A 16,347-nucleotide genomic window follows, 5' to 3' on the forward strand; every position below is an offset into this window, starting at 1 on the left:
GCAGGCGCCGGAGCGGCCGGGGCAGGCGCCGGAGCGGCGTCCGCGCTCCCCAGCTTCTGCGCCTCCGCCGCGATCGCCGCCGCCCCCGCCTCCTGCAGCCACTGCGGCGGGCTGAGCAGGAAAGAGGTCGCCTCCACCGGCCCGGGTGCGGGCTTCGCCGCCCCGGCCGGGTTGGCCGCGACCGGCCGCCCGTACACCTCCTCGTACTGCCGGACCACCTCGTTGACGGGCAGCGCGGGCCACAGCGTGCTGGCGCCCGAGTCCCGAGCAATCACCAGCCGAGCCCCGCCCGAGCCCGGCCCGCCGTCGGCGCCGGTGGCCGGGCCGGCCGCCGGGTCCGCGGGCGACACCGCCCAGCAGACGAAGCCGAGGTCGAACTCGCGGACCCGCACCTCGCGCTGCTGCGCGTGCGGCACTCCGCCGTTGATCCACTCCTCGGCGAGTTCCTGCGCCTGCGCGTACGTCACCACGCCCGGTTCACCCCTGTCCCCGTCGTCTCCACTCGTTCCCTCAACGCCGTTCCCGCGGTCACGTCAGTCCACCGGGACGGCCCGGGCGAACCCGCCGTCCACCATCAGCTCCGCGACCGTCTCCAGCTCCGGCGGGCCGCCGGCCAGCCGGAGCAGGAAGGCGTCGAAGTCGTCCCCGCAGGGCAGCAGCAGCCGGGCGCAGCGCTCCTCCGGGGCCTCGGGGCCGCCGGAGTCACGGGCGTCGTCGTACAGGTGGAACCAGACCGAGCCGGTCCGCTCGCCGCGCACCTTGAGCGCGATGAGGCCGCCCTGGGCGTAGGCGATGCCCAGATAGTCCTTGGTGAGGTGGTCGCGCAGGCACTTGTTGGCGTAGACGACGTCCTCGGTGCCGTACTCCTCGGTGAGGGTCAGGAACGGCTGGTCGAGCAGCATGCCCAGCTCGGTGTCCAGCGCGACCCCGACCGGGCCGCGGCCGCCGCCCAGCTTGAGGAAGGTGCGGTAGGCGCCGGGCAGCCGGTAGCCGAGGCGCTCCTCGGCGCGCTGCAGCAGGTCCTCGGGGACGCCGATCGGGTCGCTGCCGTCCTTGGCCAGCGAGAAGTGGACGGGCCGGCGCTCCTGCAGCGGGCGGGTGCCCCGGCGGGAGTGGTCGGCGGACGAGGTGGCCAGGCCGCCGTGGTGCCGCAGCAGAGCCTTGACCTCGACCGGGACCAGCTCCATCCGGCGCCAGCCGGGGGCCGCCCGGCCGACCGCGTGGTGCCAGGTCCAGCCGGGCGGGGTGGCCACCGCGGTCTCCAGGTCGGCCCAGAGCGGGTGGCCCTGGGTGAACAGCGCCGCGTTGGCCGAGACGTAGTCGGTCAGCCGCAGTTCGTCCACGCCGAAGCCGTCCGGCGGGTCGGCGACCTCGGCCGCCGCGGCGGCGTACGGGCCGAAGTCCGGGTAGCCGGCCTCGTCCACCCGGACCCCGGCCGGGTGCCGCTCCGCGCGGACCGGATCCGGGAACTGCACCACCTGACCTGCGTACGCCGCGTTCGGTGCGGCGGCGACGCCGGGCCGACCTGTCGTCATCTGGGAGCCCCCACTGGCTGCTGCAAATTGCTCGGTGCGCTTGCTGGGCACCAGCCTAGGGCCTGTCCTCGAACTCCCGTCGTCCGCCCGGGCGGGCGGGGCGGCGTCGGGGGGCGTGCATCGCAAGGCGGAGGAGGGAGCCACTGCGGAGCATTGGCGACCGACGACAACGCGGCGAGGTGCGTGCCCCGGCGTCGCCCCGCAGGCGGGAGTTCGAGGACAGGCCCTTGGGGTTACCCGGCCGGTCGGCCCCCCGCACCCAGGGCCCGCCCCAACACCTCCACGACCCGCACCTGCTGGGCCTCCGTGAGGTGCGGGTGCAGCGGCAGGCTGAGCAGTTCGCCGGCGGCCCGTTCGGCGACCGGGAAGGCGCCCGCGCGGTATCCGAGCGGGCGGAACGCGGGCTGGAGGTGCACCGGGACGGGGTAGTGCACGCCGGCGCCGATCCCGGCGGCGTGCAGCGCGGCCAGCGCGGCGTCGCGGCGGCCGCCCGCGATCCGCACCGGGTAGAGGTGGTGGACGTGCTCGTTGCCGGGCGCGGTGGACGGCGTCCGGACGCCCTCCAGACCCGCGAGCAGCCGGTCGTAGCGGTCCGCGGCGGCGCGGCGGGCGGCGTTCCAGTCGGGCAGCCGGCGCAGTTTGGCCCGCAGCACGACGGCCTGCAGCGCGTCCATCCGGGAGTTGAAGCCGAGCCGCTCGTGCACGTACTTGTCGCGCGCGCCGTGGTCGCCGATCAGCCGTACGGCGGCGGCGAGTTCGTCGTCGTCGGTGAGCACCGCCCCGGCGTCGCCGTAGCCGCCGAGGTTCTTGCCCGGGTAGAAGCTGGTCGCCGCGATCCGCCCGTACGCGCCGCGGCCGTGCCGCCGGGCGCCCTGGGACTGCGCCGCGTCCTCCACCACCGGGCGGTCGCCGGCCAGTTCCAGCAGCGCCTCCATCGGCGCGAACTGGCCGAACAGGTGGACGGGCAGCAGGGCCACCGCGCCGGGCAGGGCGGCGGCGGCCCGTTCGGGGTCGATCAGCAGGTGCTCCGGGTCGACGTCGACCGGCACCGGGCGCAGCCCGGCCCGCTGCACCGCCCCGGCGGTGGCGACGAAGGTGTTGGCGGGCAGCAGCACCCCGCCGCCGGGCGGCAGGTCCAGGGCGCGCAGGGCCAGTTCCAGGGCGTCGGTGCCGTTGGCGGCGCCCACGCAGTGCCGTACGCCCGTGAAGGCGGCGTACTCCCGCTCGAAGGCGGCCACCTCGGGGCCCTTGACGAACCACCCGCCGGCCAGCACCCGGTCGAACCCGGCCCGCACCTCGGCCTCGACCTCGGCGTGCGCGGCCGCCAGGTCGACCAGCGGGATCCCGGGGCTCACCGGACGGCCTCCCGCTCGCCGGCGCCCACCGGCACGGTGACGCCGCCGAGTTCGAGGCTGAGCGAGGCCGCCTCCAGCAGTTCCAGCACCCGCACCCCGGCCCGCCCGTCGGTGAGCGGGGCCCGGCCCTCGACGATGGCGGCGGCGAACTCGGCCATCACGTTGCGCAGCGCCTCCTGTTCGACCAGCGCGGGCGCGACCATCTCGCCGACCCGGTAGGAGATCAGCGCCCGGTGCCGGATGGCGTCGGTGAGCTGGTCGGGCGGGGTGAGGTCGACCCCGCGGTCGTGCACGGCCAGCCGGGCCTGCGGGTTGAGGTCGTCCCAGACCAGGGTGCGCCGGGAGCCGCCGATCAGCGTGGTGCGGACCTTCGTCGGGGAGAGCCAGTTGACGTGGCAGTGTGCCAGCGCGCCGTTGCTGAGCCGCACCGTCAGGTAGGCGACGCAGACGCGGCCGGCCCCGATCGGGTCGGCGCCCTGGGCGCAGACGCCGACCGGCACGACGCCGGGCGGCAGCACGAAGTCCAGGATGGACAGGTCGTGCGGGGCGAGGTCCCACAGCACGTCGACGTCGGGCTGCACCAGGCCGAGGTTGATCCGCACCGAGTCGAAGAACTGGACGTCCCCGATCTCCCCGCCGTGCACCAGTTCGCGGATCCGGCGGACCACCGGGGTGTAGCAGAAGGTGTGGTCGCACATCAGCACCAGCCCGGCGGCCTCGGCCAGTTCGACCAGTTCGGCGGCTTCGGCGGCGGAGGTGGTGATCGGCTTCTCCACCAGTACGTGCTTGCCGGCCTCCAGCGCGGCCCGTACCAGCGGGTAGTGGGCGCCCGCCGGGGTGGCCACCGCGACGGCGTCCACCCGTTCGTCGGCCAGCACCCGCTCGTACCGGCCGGTCGCCGCGACGGTGCTGTACTCCCCCAGCACGGTGCGGGCCTTGGCCTCGTCCAGGTCGCACAGCCAGTGCAGCCGCAGCGCCGGGGTGTGCTGGGCGTTGCGGACCAGCTTCGGCCCCCAGTAGCCGGCCCCGACCACCGCGAGGCCCACCGGCCGCTCCGGCACCGGCCGGGGCGGCTCGCCCGGGGTGGGCACGTGCCCACCGGGCGCCTGGCTGGCGGTCTCGGCCGCCCACTGCTTCGACGTCATCGCTCGGGCCCCCTCACGGGGCGGGCGCACCGGCCCTCCCCGGCTCCGGCGCCGGAGTGGGCCCGCGCCCGCCCCGACGGCATCAACGTCCGGCGCGGGCACCGGAGTCGGCCCGGCCGGTAGGTGTCCGTACGGCCGGCCGCGCCCCCTTCGGCTCGCTGCCGGAACGGTACCGGCCGCGGCCCGGGGGCGGGGGCGGTTTCGGGAGATCAGCGGACAAGTCGTGACGAGGGTGTGCGGATGCGACCCGGGTGCCGCCAGGATTCGGGTGGGACGGGAACGCGGACCGCCGGTGACCGCACTGGTGTTCGCCCGGCCCCGCACCCCGGTTGTGCGGTTGTCGGGGGCGAATGACAGGCTGGCCCCGGACCAACAGGTACCAACAGGAACCGGACCGCCAGGAACGAGGAGGAGGACACCGCATGACCACCGGTGAGCCGGCGGGCCCGCCCGTGCTGCGCCACCACCGCGACAGCCTGCTGCCCGCCGTCGCCGCCGCGCTGTCGCTCAAGGGCGGCGAGGTGCACACCCTGGCGGGCGACAAGGACGACCGGCGCCCGCTCCTGCACCCGCTGGTCGGCGACTTCCTGGACGCCCTGCCGGTCGAGGCCCGGGAACGGTTCACCGGCCGCTGCCCGGAGGCCGTCCTGCTCTCCCAGTACCTGACCACGGTCGACGGCAAGCGCTCCAAGCGCGCCGCCCGCAAGCCGATGAGCCTGCACGAGGCCCGCAAGGCGCTCAAGGGCTCGCGGATGACGACCCTCCGGATCCGCGAGGAGGGCGACCCCGCGCACGGCACCCACGCCCCGCCGTGCCGCTCCTGCACCCCGATGCTGGAGCACTTCACCGTGCTGAGCGTCGCCGTCGGGCCGCCGGCCCGCTGAGCCGTCCGCACGCCGGGCGTCCACACCCCGGCCGCCTCGTACGTCCCTGTCCCCCAGCCCCGGAGCACGCCCTGAACCCGCCCAGCCCGCCCCCGCCCCCGCCGGCCACCCTCGCCCCGGCCGCTCCGCCCCCGGCCGGCCCCGCGCGGACCCGCCCGCGCTTCCCCGCCGAGGTCGCCGCCGAACTCAAGGCGGCCGGCTGGCACCCCGGCCGCTGGGAGATCCGGCAGGCCGAGGAGTGGGCCGACGCCCTGGTCGGGCACGGCGGTCCCGGCGGCATCCCGCACGCGGTCTTCCCGGCGGCGGTGGAGGCCTGGGCCGAGTTCGGTGGCCTCGCCTTCGATCTGTCCGGTCCGGGCCGCCAGCTGGCCCGCACGCCCTTCCTGATCGACCCGATGTGCGGCCTGCACCAGCCGCGCACCCTGTTCGACCTCGGCCGGGCCCTGGGCGGCAAGCTCGCCCCGCTGGGCGAGGAGGCGTACGGGCAGGCGCTGCTGGCGGTCGACGAGGAGGGCCGGGTCTACAGCCTGGACCACACCGGCGAGTGGTTCCTCGGCCACGGCATCGACCAGGCGATCAGCGCCCTGGTCCTGGGCACCGCCCCGGAACGGCTGCGCACCGCCGAGGACCACGGCCGGTAGGGCCGGTTCGGCTAGCGCAGCCGGTCCCCCCGGACGGCCAGCCGGGACGGCAGCACCGCCTCCACCCGGAAGCCGCCGTCCGCCTCCGGCCCGGACGAGAAGGTGCCGCCCAGCGCGACCACCCGCTCCCGCATCCCGACCAGCCCGTTGCCCCCGCTGGGCAGTTGCGCCGCGGCCCGCTCCCCGCCCGGGCAGGCGTTCACCACGCTCACCCGCACCCCGTTCGGCGCGTACGCGAGCAGCACCGACACCTGGGCGCCGCCCGCGTGCTTGTGGGCGTTGGTCAGCCCCTCCTGGACGACCCGGTAGGCGGTCTGCTCGGCCTCGCCGGTGAACTCCTGCCGGCTGCCGCTGACCGTCAGGGTCACCGCCATCCCGGCCGCCCGGGACTGGTCGACCAGCCGGGGCAGCCCGGCCAGTGAGTCCGGCTCCGGCTGCCGCTCGTCGTCCATCCGCAGCACGCCGAGGATCTCGCGCAGTTCGTTGAGCGCCTGCCGGCCCACCTCACCCATCAGCCGGGCGCTCTGCGCGGCCTTCTCCGGGTCCTTGACGGCTATTCGCTCCAGCGCCCCGGAGTGCACCACCATCAGCGAGACCCGGTGCGCCACCACGTCGTGCATCTCCCGGGCGATCCGGGTGCGCTCCTCCAACCGGGCCCGGCGGGCGCGTTCCTGGGCCTGTTCGGCCAGCAGGTCGAGTTCGGTCTCCAGGCCGTGGGCGCGGTCCTTGAGCGACTCGATCAGCCGCCGCCGCGCCCCCACGTACAGGCCGGTGAACACCGGGGCGACGGTCAGTCCGACCGCGACCATCAGCGACAGCAGGATCATGCCCCACAGCGGCGGCCGCTCCCCCATCGCGTCGTCCGGGGTCATCAGCTGCAGCGCCATCACGGCGACCGCCTCGGCGAAGGCCAGCCCGGACAGCGCCACCACCCGGAGCCGCCGGGAGGGCCACTCCCAGGTCTCCGCCAGCGTGTACAGCGCGACCACCAGCAGCACCACGCCGAGCATCCCGGGCAGCACCAGCAGGGTCACCAGCACCGGTACGGCCGGCCAGCGCCGACGCACCACCAGCGAGCCGCCGGCCAGCGTGCCGAGCACCGCGATCCCGACCGCGCCCGCGGCGGTCACGTGCATCCGGGCGGACAGGAAGGCGATCGTGCTGGCCGAGCACTCGACCGCGGCCAGCAGCGCCAGGCCGATGTCGAGGAGGGCGCTGCGCCGCCGCTTCCACCACCAGAACGACCGGTCCGGCACGCGCTCCCCAGGCGACTTGCTCATGCGTGACAGATTAAGCCGTGTCCGACGATCCCCGCCGGGCGCCCGGCGGGGATCGTCGGACACGGCTTGAACGCAACCCCTCCCCTTTCCCGCCGGGATTGCCCGGTACGCCCCCCGAACCCCATAAGTGGTCCAGACCACAGGTCGTTTTCGGCAGCCCTGTCCGCCATCCGGCCACCTCGCGGACAGCGACCGCCCCGACACCTATGCTGGGTCGCGTCGGACAGCGCGGTCCGCACGCGTCACACCCGTCACACTGCGCGTGGACCTGTGACGATGAGCCGTTGCCGAACCCCACCACCACAGGGAGCCAGCCGTGACCGCTCCGGTCCCCACCCCGGCGGACAGCCCCACCGTCATCGCCGACAATGCCGCCCTGCGCGCGGACATCCGCCGCCTCGGCGACCTTCTCGGCGAGACGCTGGTCCGCCAGGAAGGCCCCCAACTGCTGGGCCTGGTCGAACAGGTCCGGCTGCTCAGCCGCACCGACGGCGAGGCCACCGCCGAACTCCTCTCCGACATCGACCTGGACACGGCCGCCAAGCTGGTCCGCGCCTTCTCCACCTACTTCCACCTCGCCAACGTCACCGAGCAGGTGCACCGCGGCCGGGAGTTCGCCACCCGCCGCGCCCGCGAGGGCTCGCTGCTCGCCCAGACCGCCGACCAGCTCGCCGAGGCCGACCCCAAGCACCTCCAGAACACCCTGGCCCACCTCGCGGTCCGCCCGGTCTTCACCGCCCACCCCACCGAGGCCGCCCGCCGCAGCGTGCTCAACAAGCTGCGCCGGATCGGCGAACTCCTCGACCGCATCCACCGCGAGGAGCTCAACAACGGCCTGGCCGCCGCCGACCCGGCCCGCACCAGCAGCGCCAAGCGCTCCGCCGACCGCCGGCTCGCCGAGGTCATCGACCTGCTCTGGCAGACCGACGAACTGCGCATCGCCCGCCCCGAGCCCACCGACGAGGCCCGCAACGCCGTCTACTACCTGGACGAGCTCTACCGCGAGGCCGTCCCCGAGGTGCTGGAGGAGCTGCACGAGGAACTCGCCCGGGTCGGCCTCGGCCTGCCCGACGGCGTGCGCCCGCTCACCTTCGGCACCTGGATCGGCGGCGACCGCGACGGCAACCCCAACGTCACCCCGCAGGTCACCTGGGACGTCCTCAACCTCCAGCACGAGTACGGCATCAAGGACGCGCTCGCCGCGATCGACGACCTGCGCAACACCCTCTCCACCTCCGAGCGGCTGGCCGGCGCCTCGGTCGAACTCCTCGCCTCGCTCAACACCGACCTGCACCAGCTCCCCGAACTCAGTCCCCGCTACAAGCGGATGAACGCCGAGGAGCCGTACCGCCTCAAGGCCACCTGCATCCGGCTCAAGCTGGAGAACACCCGCGAGCGCCTGGCCGGCGGCACCCCGCACGTCGAGGGCCGCGACTACGTCGGCACCCGCGAACTGATCACCGACCTGCGGCTGATCCAGGACTCGCTGCGCGCCCACCGCGGCGAGCTGATCGCCGACGGCCGGCTCGCCCGCGCCATCCGCACCATCGAGGCCTTCGGCCTCCAGCTCGCCACCATGGACGTGCGCGAGCACGCCGAGGCCCACCACCACGCCCTCGGCCAGCTCTTCGACCGGCTCGGCGAGGAGGCCTGGCGCTACGCCGACATGCCCCGCGAGTACCGGCAGAAGCTGCTCGCCAAGGAACTGCGCTCGCGCCGCCCGCTCGCCCCCACCCCGGCCCCGCTGGACGAGGCCGGCACCAAGACCCTCGGCGTCTTCAACACCATCCGCGAGGGCTTCGAGCGCTTCGGCGACGAGATCGTCGAGAGCTACATCATCTCGATGTGCCAGGGCGCCGACGACGTCTTCGCCGCCACCGTGCTGGCCCGCGAGGCCGGCCTGATCGACCTGCACGCCGGGATCGCCAAGATCGGCATCGTGCCGCTGCTGGAGACCACCGAGGAACTCCAGCAGGCCGACCGCATCATGGACGAGATGCTCTCCGACCCCTCCTACCGGCTGCTGGTCGCGCTGCGCGGGGACGTCCAGGAGGTCATGCTCGGCTACTCCGACTCCTCCAAGTTCGGCGGCATCACCACCTCCCAGTGGGAGATCCACCGCGCCCAGCGCCGGCTGCGCGACGTCGCCCACCGCTACGGCATCCGGCTGCGCCTGTTCCACGGCCGCGGCGGCACCGTCGGCCGCGGCGGCGGCCCCTCGCACGAGGCCATCCTGGCCCAGCCCTGGGGCACCCTGGAGGGCGAGATCAAGGTCACCGAGCAGGGCGAGGTCATCTCCGACAAGTACCTGCTCCCCTCCCTCGCCCGGGAGAACCTGGAGCTGACCATCTCCGCCACCCTCGCCGCCTCCGCGCTGCACACCGCCCCGCGCCAGGCCCCCGAGGAACTGGCCCGCTGGGACGCCGCGATGGACCGGGTCTCCGAGGCCGCCCACACCTCCTACCGCGCCCTGGTCGACCAGGAGGACCTGCCGAAGTACTTCTTCGCCTCCACCCCGGTCGACCAGCTCGCCTCGCTGCACCTGGGCTCCCGCCCGTCCCGCCGCCCCGACTCCGGCGCCGGGCTGGACGGCCTGCGGGCCATCCCGTGGGTGTTCGGCTGGACCCAGTCCCGCCAGATCGTCCCCGGCTGGTACGGCGTCGGCTCCGGCCTGGCCGCCGCCCGCGCGGCCGGCCTCGGCGACGTGCTGGACGAGATGTACGGCCAGTGGCACTTCTTCCGCAACTTCCTGTCCAACGTCGCCATGACGCTGGCCAAGACCGACCTGCGGATCGCCCGCCACTACGTCGAGCAGCTGGTGCCCGGCGAACTGCGGCACATCTTCGACCAGATCGTCGCCGAGCACGAGCTCACCCTGCGCGAGGTGCTCCGGCTCACCGGCGAGAGCGAACTGCTGGAGCACAACCCGGTGCTGAAGCAGACCTTCACCGTCCGTGACGCCTACCTCGACCCGATCTCCTACCTCCAGGTCGCCCTGCTGCGCCGCCAGCGCGAGGAGGTCGCGGCCGGCCGCCCCGAGGACCCGCTGCGCGCCCGCGCGCTGCTGCTCACCGTCAACGGCGTCGCCGCCGGCCTGCGCAACACCGGCTGACCCGGCGACGACGAAGGGCCGGCGCCTCCACCTGGAGGCACCGGCCCTTCGTCGTACGGTCCTACTCCGCGGGCTCGCCCGCGCGCCGGCGCTTCAGCCACAGCGCGGCCCCGCCGGCCGCGACCACCAGGCCGCCGCCGACCGCCAGCAGCCCCGCGTCCGGGCCGACCGACTCACCGAGCACCGGGCCGAACTGGGCCGCCGCGGGCTCCGGCGAGACCACCGGATCCGGCTCGGCCACCGGCTCGGCGTGCGCCATCGCGCCGCCGGACAGCAGTACTCCGGCCGCCCCCAGCGCACCGGCGGTGCTTACCCGTCGTCCGAACTGCTTCAGCCGGACCACCCGGAGCCGCCGAAGTCGGCGGACCGGACGCAATCTCCGCATCGAGAACTCCCCAGGACCCGTTCGCCTACCAGGCCGACGCTATCCGATCCCGCACAGGCTTCTCACATGGATTCAGGTTTGCCGGGCAAGCGTTGCACGACTGTTGTGTACCCGGCACGGCGCGCACATGACGTCACGTCAGGTGTTGTACGAACCCTGCGCCCGCTCCAGCCCCTCGGACAGCAGCGCCTCCACCGCGTCCGCCGAGCGGTCCACGAACCACTCCAGTTCCTTGCGCTCGGTCGAGGAGAAGTCCTTCAGCACGAAGTCCGCGACCTCCATCCGGCCCGGCGGCCGGCCGATCCCGCAGCGCACCCGGTGGTAGTCCGGGCCCAGCGACTTGGTGATCGACTTCAGCCCGTTGTGGCCGTTGTCGCCGCCGCCCAGCTTCAGCCGCAGCGCCGCGTAGTCGATGTCCAGTTCGTCGTGGACGGCGATCAGCGCCGAGGCCGGCGCCTTGTAGAAGTCCCGCAGCGCCGTCACCGGCCCGCCGGAGAGGTTCATGAAGGACTGCGGCTTGGCCAGCACCACCCGCTTGCCCGCCAGCCGTCCCTCGGCCACCTGGGCCCGGCTCTTGTGCGCCTTGAACTTGGCGCCCATCCGCTGCGCCAGCAGGTCCACCACCATGAAGCCGATGTTGTGCCGGTTCCGGGCGTACTGCTCGCCCGGGTTGCCCAGCCCCACCACCAGCCAGGGACCCTCGTACTCCTCCGTCATCCTCTTCTCCTTCGCGCTCGACGCCATCATCCCGGACGCACCGCTGCCCCGGCCGCTCCAGGGGAGCGACCGGGGCAGCGGTCGAAAAGCTCTCAGACGCGGGAGGCTCAGGCCTCGGCGCCCTCGGCCTCGGCGGCCTCGTCCTCGACCGGGGCGGCCTGGGCGGCGATGACCTGCAGCACGACGGCGTCGGCGTCGACGGCCAGGGTGGCGCCGGCCGGCAGCACGATGTCCTTGGCGAGGATGGAGGCGCCGGCCTCCAGGCCCTCGATCGAGACGGTGACGGCCTCGGGCAGGTGGGTGGCCTCGGCCTCGATCGGCAGGGCCTGGAGGACGTGCTCCAGCAGGTTGCCGCCGGCGGCCAGCTCGCCCTCGGTGTGGACCGGAACCTCGACGTTGACCTTCTCGCCGCGCTTGACCAGCAGCAGGTCGACGTGCTCGATGGTGCGCTTGATGGCCTCGCGCTGGACGGCCTTCGGCAGGACGTACTCGTCCTTGCCCTCGATCGGAACGACCAGCAGGGCGTTCGGGGTCTTGAGGGCCATCATCAGGTCGTGGCCGGGCAGGTTCAGGTGAACCGGGGCGTGGCCGTGGCCGTAGACGACACCGGGGACGAAGCCGGCGCGGCGGGCGCGACGGGCGGCACCCTTGCCGAACTCGGAACGGGTCTCAGCGGCAAGGCGGATCTCGGACACGACTGCACTCCTCGTGAAGACTGGCGCGGGGGTGCAGGCAACGCGAAAAACCGCCGGGACCACACCCTCAGTACGTTCGGGGGTCACTCGGCGGCAACGGCCTCTGCCGACGGACGGGATCCGCCACCGGCAGCGCGTCGATCACGGTGTCGGTGTCCGTCGAGCGGGCACACGGCATCCCTCGCCGAGCAGTTTCACGAGTCTAACCGCACCGGCCCCCTCCCGCGAAATCGGCCCCCGTTGGCCGAACCGGCGGCGGCCCCGGACCGATGGTGGTCCGGGGCCGCCTGCGCGGGGCTTCGTCAGTGCACGCCCTCGAAGAGGCTGGTGACCGAGCCCTCCTCGAACACCTCGCGGATCGCGGCGGCGATCGACGGGGCGATGGACAGCGTGGTGATCTTGTCCAGCTGGAGCTCGGCCGGGGTGGGCAGCGTGTTGGTGAACACGAACTCGCTCACCCGCGAGTTCTTCAGCCGGTCCGCGGCCGGGCCGGAGAGCACGCCGTGGGTGGCGGCCACCACGACGTCCGCGGCGCCGTTCTCGAACAGCGCGTCGGCGGCGGCGCAGATCGTGCCGGCGGTGTCGATCATGTCGTCGACCAGGACGCACACCCGGTCCTTGACGTCACCGACGACGTCGGCCGACAGGATGGTGTTGGCCTGGGTGATGTCGCGGCGCTTGTGGATGATCGCCAGCGGGGCGTCCAGCCGGTCGCACCACTGGTCGGCGACCTTGACCCGGCCGGCGTCCGGCGAGACGACGGTCAGCTTGTCGCGGTCGACCTTCCCGCCGATGTAGTCGGCCAGCAGCGGCAGCGCGAACAGGTGGTCCACCGGGCCGTCGAAGAAGCCCTGGATCTGCGCGGTGTGCAGGTCGACGGCCATCAGGCGGTCGGCGCCGGCCTGGCGCAGCAGGTCGGCGACCAGGCGGGCCGAGATCGGCTCGCGGCCGAGGTGCTTCTTGTCCTGGCGGGCGTACCCGTAGAACGGCAGGATCGCGGTGATGCTCTTGGCGGAGGCCCGCTTGAGAGCATCGATCATGATCAGCTGTTCCATGATCCACTGGTTGATGGGAGCCGTGTGGCTCTGCATCACGAAGCAGTCCGCGCCGCGCGCCGACTCCAGGAAACGGACGTAGATCTCGCCGTTGGCGAAGTCCAGGGCCTTGGTCGGGACCAGCTCGGTCCCCAGCGCCTCGGCAACCTCCCTCGCCAGCTCCGGGTGGGCACGGCCGGAGAAGAGCTTGAGCTTCTTCTCACCCGACGTCGTGATCCCGCTCACTGCACCGTCTCCTCGCGTTGCGGACGCTGATCCCCGTCCCCGAGGAGGGCAGGCGCAGCCCGCACTCACGGAGGATCGGGGAATTGTCGGTACGCCTGGACACGGGCGGTAAGCCCAGTGGCGCACGTATGTCCCCCAGGTTACGCGCCCGCGCAGAAACCGTCCGCCCCGGGGACCGGCCGACCGACCCCCGGCGGGCCCGTCAGGCCTCCGCGGCGCCGTCCGTCGCGGCCTTGGCGGCCTGCGCGGACACGGTTCCGGGGCGCTTGCGCTCGACCCAGCCCTCGATGTTGCGCTGCTGCGCGCGGTTCACGCCGAGTGCGCCGGGCGGGACGTCGGTGGTGATGACCGAGCCCGCGCCGGTGTACGCGCCGTCACCGACGGTGACCGGGGCGATGAACATGTTGTCCGAACCGGTGCGGCAGTGCGCGCCGATGACCGTGCGGTGCTTGTTGACCCCGTCGTAGTTCACGGTGACCGAGGCCGCGCCCACGTTGGTGCCCTCGCCGATGGTGGCGTCGCCGATGTAGGAGAGGTGCGGCACCTTGGCGCCCTCGCCCAGCTCGGAGTTCTTGATCTCGACGTAGGTGCCGACCTTCGCCTTGCGGGCCAGCTTCGCCCCCGGCCGCAGGTAGGCGTACGGGCCGGTGGCGGCCAGCTCGCCGATCTCGGCGCGGTCGGCCGTGGTGTTGCTCACACGGGCGCCGGCGCCGACCAGGGTGTCCTTGAGGGTGGAGTTCGGGCCGACCTCGCAGTCCTCGCCGAGGTGGGTGGCGCCCTGCAGCTGGGTGTTCGGCAGCACGACGGCGTCCGGCTCGTACGTCACCTGGACGTCGATCCAGGTGGTCGCCGGGTCGACCACGGTGACGCCCGCGCGCATCGCCCGCTCCAGCAGACGGTCGTTCAGCAGCCGGCGGGCCTGCGCCAGCTGGACCCGGTCGTTGATGCCCAGGATGTCCCGGTGGTCCTCGGCGACCACGGCGCCGACCCGGTGCCCGGACTTGCGCAGGATCTCCAGGGTGTCGGTCAGGTACTCCTCGCCCTGCGAGTTGTCCGTGGTGAGCTCGGCCAGCGCCTCGGCGAGCAGCTTGGCGTCGAAGGCGAAGACGCCCGAGTTGATCTCGGCGATCGCGCGCTGGGTGTCGGTGGCGTCCCGCTCCTCGACGATCGCGGCGACGGTGCCGTCCTCGTCGCGCAGGATCCGGCCGTAGCCGAAGGGCGCGGGGACGACGGCGGTGAGCACGGTGACGCCGTTCTGCTGGGCCTCGTGCGAGCGCGCCAGCCGGCGCAGGGTGTCCCCGGTCAGCAGCGGCGAGTCGCCGGCGGTGACGATCACCGTGCCGTCCAGCGTCACGCCGTCGGCGGCCAGCGCCTCCAGCGCGGTGCGCACCGCGTGACCGGTGCCGTTCTGCTGCTCCTGCACCACCGGACGGGCGGCCGGGTAGTGCGCCGCCAGGTGCTCCTCGACCTGCTCGCGCTGGTGGCCGACCACCACGACGAGCTGGCCGGGCGTCAGTTCTCCGGCCGCCGAAACCGCGTGACCCACCAGCGAGCGCCCGCACACCTCGTGCAGCACCTTGGGCAGCTTGTTCGACTTCATCCGGGTCCCGCCACCGGCGGCGAGCACGACAACGGCGGCAAGCGAATTGGCACCCATGCGGGAAGGCTCCTCAGTAGGTTCACAGAGAGGGCAGAGCAGGCCAGAACGTGGATCCGCACATGTGCTCTGGCAGTTCGAGGATAGTGCGAGCCCGCCGGCCGAAACGCCAGAAGCCCGGCTCGCGCATGCCTGCCCGCGACCGTACTCAGTGCTCCCGGAGGAGGATTCGAACCCCCATAAGCTGGACCAAAACCAGCTGTCCTGCCCTTAGACGATCCGGGACCGGAGCTCCCGCCGCCGGAGGGCCGACGGCGCGCTGGGGCAAGACTACGGGGTAGCGCGCTTCACATCTACCACCTGTGCCGACCGTCCCGGTCCGCCGGATCCCCTCACCGACGGGCCCCGGGGTTCATCCATCCAGTCGGGTGAATTCACTCAAGCGCCGCGCGCCGGTGTGTTCCCCCGGACACGGAGCGCAACCTACGATTCCGTAGGTTACGCCAACGTAGGTTCCGCTGTCCCGTTCCGGGACGCCGCGAAGGGACGCCCATGACCATCCAGGCCGACGAGGCGCGCTCGGGAGCCGCCGAACTCCCCGATCCCTCCTCCGACCCCTCCGCCGACGCCGCGACCCGGCTGTCCGCCACCCGCGGCGGGGAGGAGCAGGGTCTCGCCGAGCGGGTCGCGCTCGCCCTGTTCATCCTCGTCCCGTTCACCGCGCTGCTCGCCGCCGTACCGGTGGCCTGGGGGTGGGGCCTCGGCTGGACGGACGTGGCGGTCACCGTCGCCATGTACTTCCTCACCTGTCACGGCATCACCGTCGGCTACCACCGCTACTTCACCCACGGCGCCTTCAAGGCCCCCCGCCCGATGCGGCTGGCGCTGGCCGTCGTCGGCAGCCTCGCGGTCGAGGGCCCGCTGGTGCGCTGGGTCGCCGACCACCGCAAGCACCACCGGTTCAGCGACAAGGACGGCGACCCGCACTCGCCCTGGCGCTACGGGGAGAGCGTCCCGGCCCTGATCAAGGGCCTGTGGTGGGCCCACATGGGCTGGATGTTCGACGAGGAGCAGACCTCCCAGCTCAAGTACGCCCCGGACCTGGTCGGCGACCCGACGCTGCGGCGGATCTCCCGGCTGTTCTGGCTCTGGACCACCATCTCGCTGCTGCTGCCCGCACTGGTCGGCGGCCTGGTGAGCCTGTCGTGGGAGGGCGCGCTGTCCGCCTTCTTCTGGGGCTCGCTGGTCCGGGTGGCGCTGCTGCACCACGTCACCTGGTCGATCAACTCGATCTGCCACGCCGTCGGCCGGCGCCCGTTCCGCTCCCGGGACCGCTCCGGCAACGTCTGGTGGCTCGCGGTGCTCTCCTGCGGCGAGTCCTGGCACAACCTGCACCACGCCGACCCGACCGCGGCCCGGCACGGGGTGCTGCGCGGGCAGATCGACTCCTCGGCCCGGCTGATCCGCTGGTTCGAGCTGGCCGGCTGGGTCCGGGACGTCCGCTGGCCGGACGCGGAGCGGATCGCCGCCCGCCGCGCCGCATGAGGCGGCGCTTCCAGCATGATGTAGGGGTGAACGGGAGCAGCGCAGACAGCACAGGCGGTCACCACAGCCCGCGGACGGACGCGGCGCCCGGAACGGCGCCGACCCGTCCGCGGGCCACTGCGGAGCCGGGCGCGGCCCCCCTCGGCGGTGCCCCCGGCGGTGCGGCCCGCCGGGGC

Annotated in this window: 13 protein-coding genes, 1 tRNA gene and 1 pseudogene; 4 read left to right on the forward strand and 11 right to left on the reverse strand. The window is 73.5% G+C overall.

Annotated elements, in window-relative coordinates:
- The 4 genes and pseudogenes from BG452_RS15090 to BG452_RS15105 all read right to left on the reverse strand — a co-directional run.
- A pseudogene (locus tag BG452_RS15090) lies at nucleotides 1–470 on the reverse strand (hypothetical protein); the annotation flags it as partial.
- A gap of 63 nt (nucleotides 471–533) precedes the next feature.
- Nucleotides 534–1,535: an SMI1/KNR4 family protein gene (locus BG452_RS15095; RefSeq protein WP_188304805.1), complete on the reverse strand. Its 1,002-nt coding sequence runs from the start codon at nucleotides 1,533–1,535 to the stop codon at nucleotides 534–536.
- A 233-nt stretch (nucleotides 1,536–1,768) separates the two neighbouring features.
- A complete protein-coding gene (locus BG452_RS15100; RefSeq protein WP_188304806.1) occupies nucleotides 1,769–2,890 on the reverse strand; it encodes a DegT/DnrJ/EryC1/StrS family aminotransferase in 1,122 nt (373 codons plus the stop codon).
- A complete protein-coding gene (locus tag BG452_RS15105) occupies nucleotides 2,887–4,035 on the reverse strand; it encodes a Gfo/Idh/MocA family protein (protein ID WP_188304807.1) in 1,149 nt (382 codons plus the stop codon). The genes BG452_RS15100 and BG452_RS15105 overlap by 4 nt, the downstream gene beginning before the upstream one ends.
- Nucleotides 4,036–4,457: 422 nt before the next feature.
- Between BG452_RS15105 and BG452_RS15110 the strand changes: the two genes are divergently transcribed.
- Nucleotides 4,458–4,919: a YwqJ-related putative deaminase gene (locus BG452_RS15110; RefSeq protein WP_223242240.1), complete on the forward strand. Its 462-nt coding sequence runs from the start codon at nucleotides 4,458–4,460 to the stop codon at nucleotides 4,917–4,919.
- A 71-nt stretch (nucleotides 4,920–4,990) separates the two neighbouring features.
- On the forward strand, nucleotides 4,991–5,560 hold the full coding sequence (locus BG452_RS15115) for an SUKH-3 domain-containing protein (protein ID WP_188304817.1): 570 nt from the start codon (nucleotides 4,991–4,993) through the stop codon (nucleotides 5,558–5,560).
- An 11-nt stretch (nucleotides 5,561–5,571) separates the two neighbouring features.
- Here the strand turns inward: BG452_RS15115 and BG452_RS15120 are convergent, their stop codons facing one another.
- Nucleotides 5,572–6,840, reverse strand: a complete 1,269-nt coding sequence (locus tag BG452_RS15120; protein WP_188304809.1) for a sensor histidine kinase — start codon at nucleotides 6,838–6,840, stop codon at nucleotides 5,572–5,574.
- A gap of 316 nt (nucleotides 6,841–7,156) precedes the next feature.
- On the opposite strand from BG452_RS15120, the gene ppc reads away from it, so the two are divergent.
- Nucleotides 7,157–9,952, forward strand: a complete 2,796-nt coding sequence (gene ppc, locus BG452_RS15125; protein ID WP_188304810.1) for a phosphoenolpyruvate carboxylase — start codon at nucleotides 7,157–7,159, stop codon at nucleotides 9,950–9,952.
- A 61-nt stretch (nucleotides 9,953–10,013) separates the two neighbouring features.
- Here ppc and BG452_RS15130 read toward each other — a convergent pair whose 3' ends face one another.
- From BG452_RS15130 to BG452_RS15155, 6 genes are all read right to left on the reverse strand, one after another.
- On the reverse strand, nucleotides 10,014–10,337 hold the full coding sequence (locus BG452_RS15130) for a hypothetical protein (RefSeq protein ID WP_188304811.1): 324 nt from the start codon (nucleotides 10,335–10,337) through the stop codon (nucleotides 10,014–10,016).
- A gap of 138 nt (nucleotides 10,338–10,475) precedes the next feature.
- Nucleotides 10,476–11,054 (reverse strand): aminoacyl-tRNA hydrolase, encoded by a 579-nt coding sequence (gene pth, locus BG452_RS15135; protein ID WP_188304812.1) that lies wholly within the window; start codon nucleotides 11,052–11,054, stop codon nucleotides 10,476–10,478.
- 107 nt (nucleotides 11,055–11,161) lie between these two features.
- On the reverse strand, nucleotides 11,162–11,749 hold the full coding sequence (locus tag BG452_RS15140) for a 50S ribosomal protein L25/general stress protein Ctc (RefSeq protein ID WP_188304813.1): 588 nt from the start codon (nucleotides 11,747–11,749) through the stop codon (nucleotides 11,162–11,164).
- A gap of 302 nt (nucleotides 11,750–12,051) precedes the next feature.
- Complete coding sequence (locus BG452_RS15145) at nucleotides 12,052–13,029, reverse strand: ribose-phosphate diphosphokinase (protein ID WP_188304814.1); 978 nt, start codon at nucleotides 13,027–13,029, stop codon at nucleotides 12,052–12,054.
- A gap of 202 nt (nucleotides 13,030–13,231) precedes the next feature.
- Nucleotides 13,232–14,686 (reverse strand): bifunctional UDP-N-acetylglucosamine diphosphorylase/glucosamine-1-phosphate N-acetyltransferase GlmU, encoded by a 1,455-nt coding sequence (gene glmU / locus BG452_RS15150; RefSeq protein WP_188304815.1) that lies wholly within the window; start codon nucleotides 14,684–14,686, stop codon nucleotides 13,232–13,234.
- A gap of 154 nt (nucleotides 14,687–14,840) precedes the next feature.
- Nucleotides 14,841–14,911, reverse strand: a tRNA-Gln gene (locus BG452_RS15155).
- Between the two features lie 267 nt (nucleotides 14,912–15,178).
- On the opposite strand from BG452_RS15155, the gene BG452_RS15160 reads away from it, so the two are divergent.
- Nucleotides 15,179–16,171 carry an acyl-CoA desaturase gene (locus BG452_RS15160; protein WP_188304816.1) on the forward strand — a complete coding sequence of 331 codons (993 nt, stop codon included), beginning with the start codon at nucleotides 15,179–15,181 and terminating at the stop codon, nucleotides 16,169–16,171.
- The last annotated feature ends 176 nt before the right edge of the window (nucleotides 16,172–16,347 follow it).

The sequence above is a fragment of the Streptomyces sp. CBMA123 genome (genome assembly GCF_014596465.1).
Taxonomy (GTDB): domain Bacteria; phylum Actinomycetota; class Actinomycetes; order Streptomycetales; family Streptomycetaceae; genus Kitasatospora.

Coding starts and splice junctions, on each gene's coding strand:
- BG452_RS15130 (WP_188304811.1), bottom strand. CDS start 10,337: ATGCGGAGATTGCGTCCGGTCCGCCGACTTCGGCGGCTCCGGGTGGTC.
- BG452_RS15160 (WP_188304816.1), top strand. CDS start 15,179: ATGACCATCCAGGCCGACGAGGCGCGCTCGGGAGCCGCCGAACTCCCC.
- BG452_RS15110 (WP_223242240.1), top strand. CDS start 4,458: ATGACCACCGGTGAGCCGGCGGGCCCGCCCGTGCTGCGCCACCACCGC.
- glmU (WP_188304815.1), bottom strand. CDS start 14,686: ATGGGTGCCAATTCGCTTGCCGCCGTTGTCGTGCTCGCCGCCGGTGGC.
- BG452_RS15095 (WP_188304805.1), bottom strand. CDS start 1,535: ATGACGACAGGTCGGCCCGGCGTCGCCGCCGCACCGAACGCGGCGTAC.
- BG452_RS15105 (WP_188304807.1), bottom strand. CDS start 4,035: ATGACGTCGAAGCAGTGGGCGGCCGAGACCGCCAGCCAGGCGCCCGGT.
- BG452_RS15120 (WP_188304809.1), bottom strand. CDS start 6,840: ATGAGCAAGTCGCCTGGGGAGCGCGTGCCGGACCGGTCGTTCTGGTGG.
- pth (WP_188304812.1), bottom strand. CDS start 11,054: ATGACGGAGGAGTACGAGGGTCCCTGGCTGGTGGTGGGGCTGGGCAAC.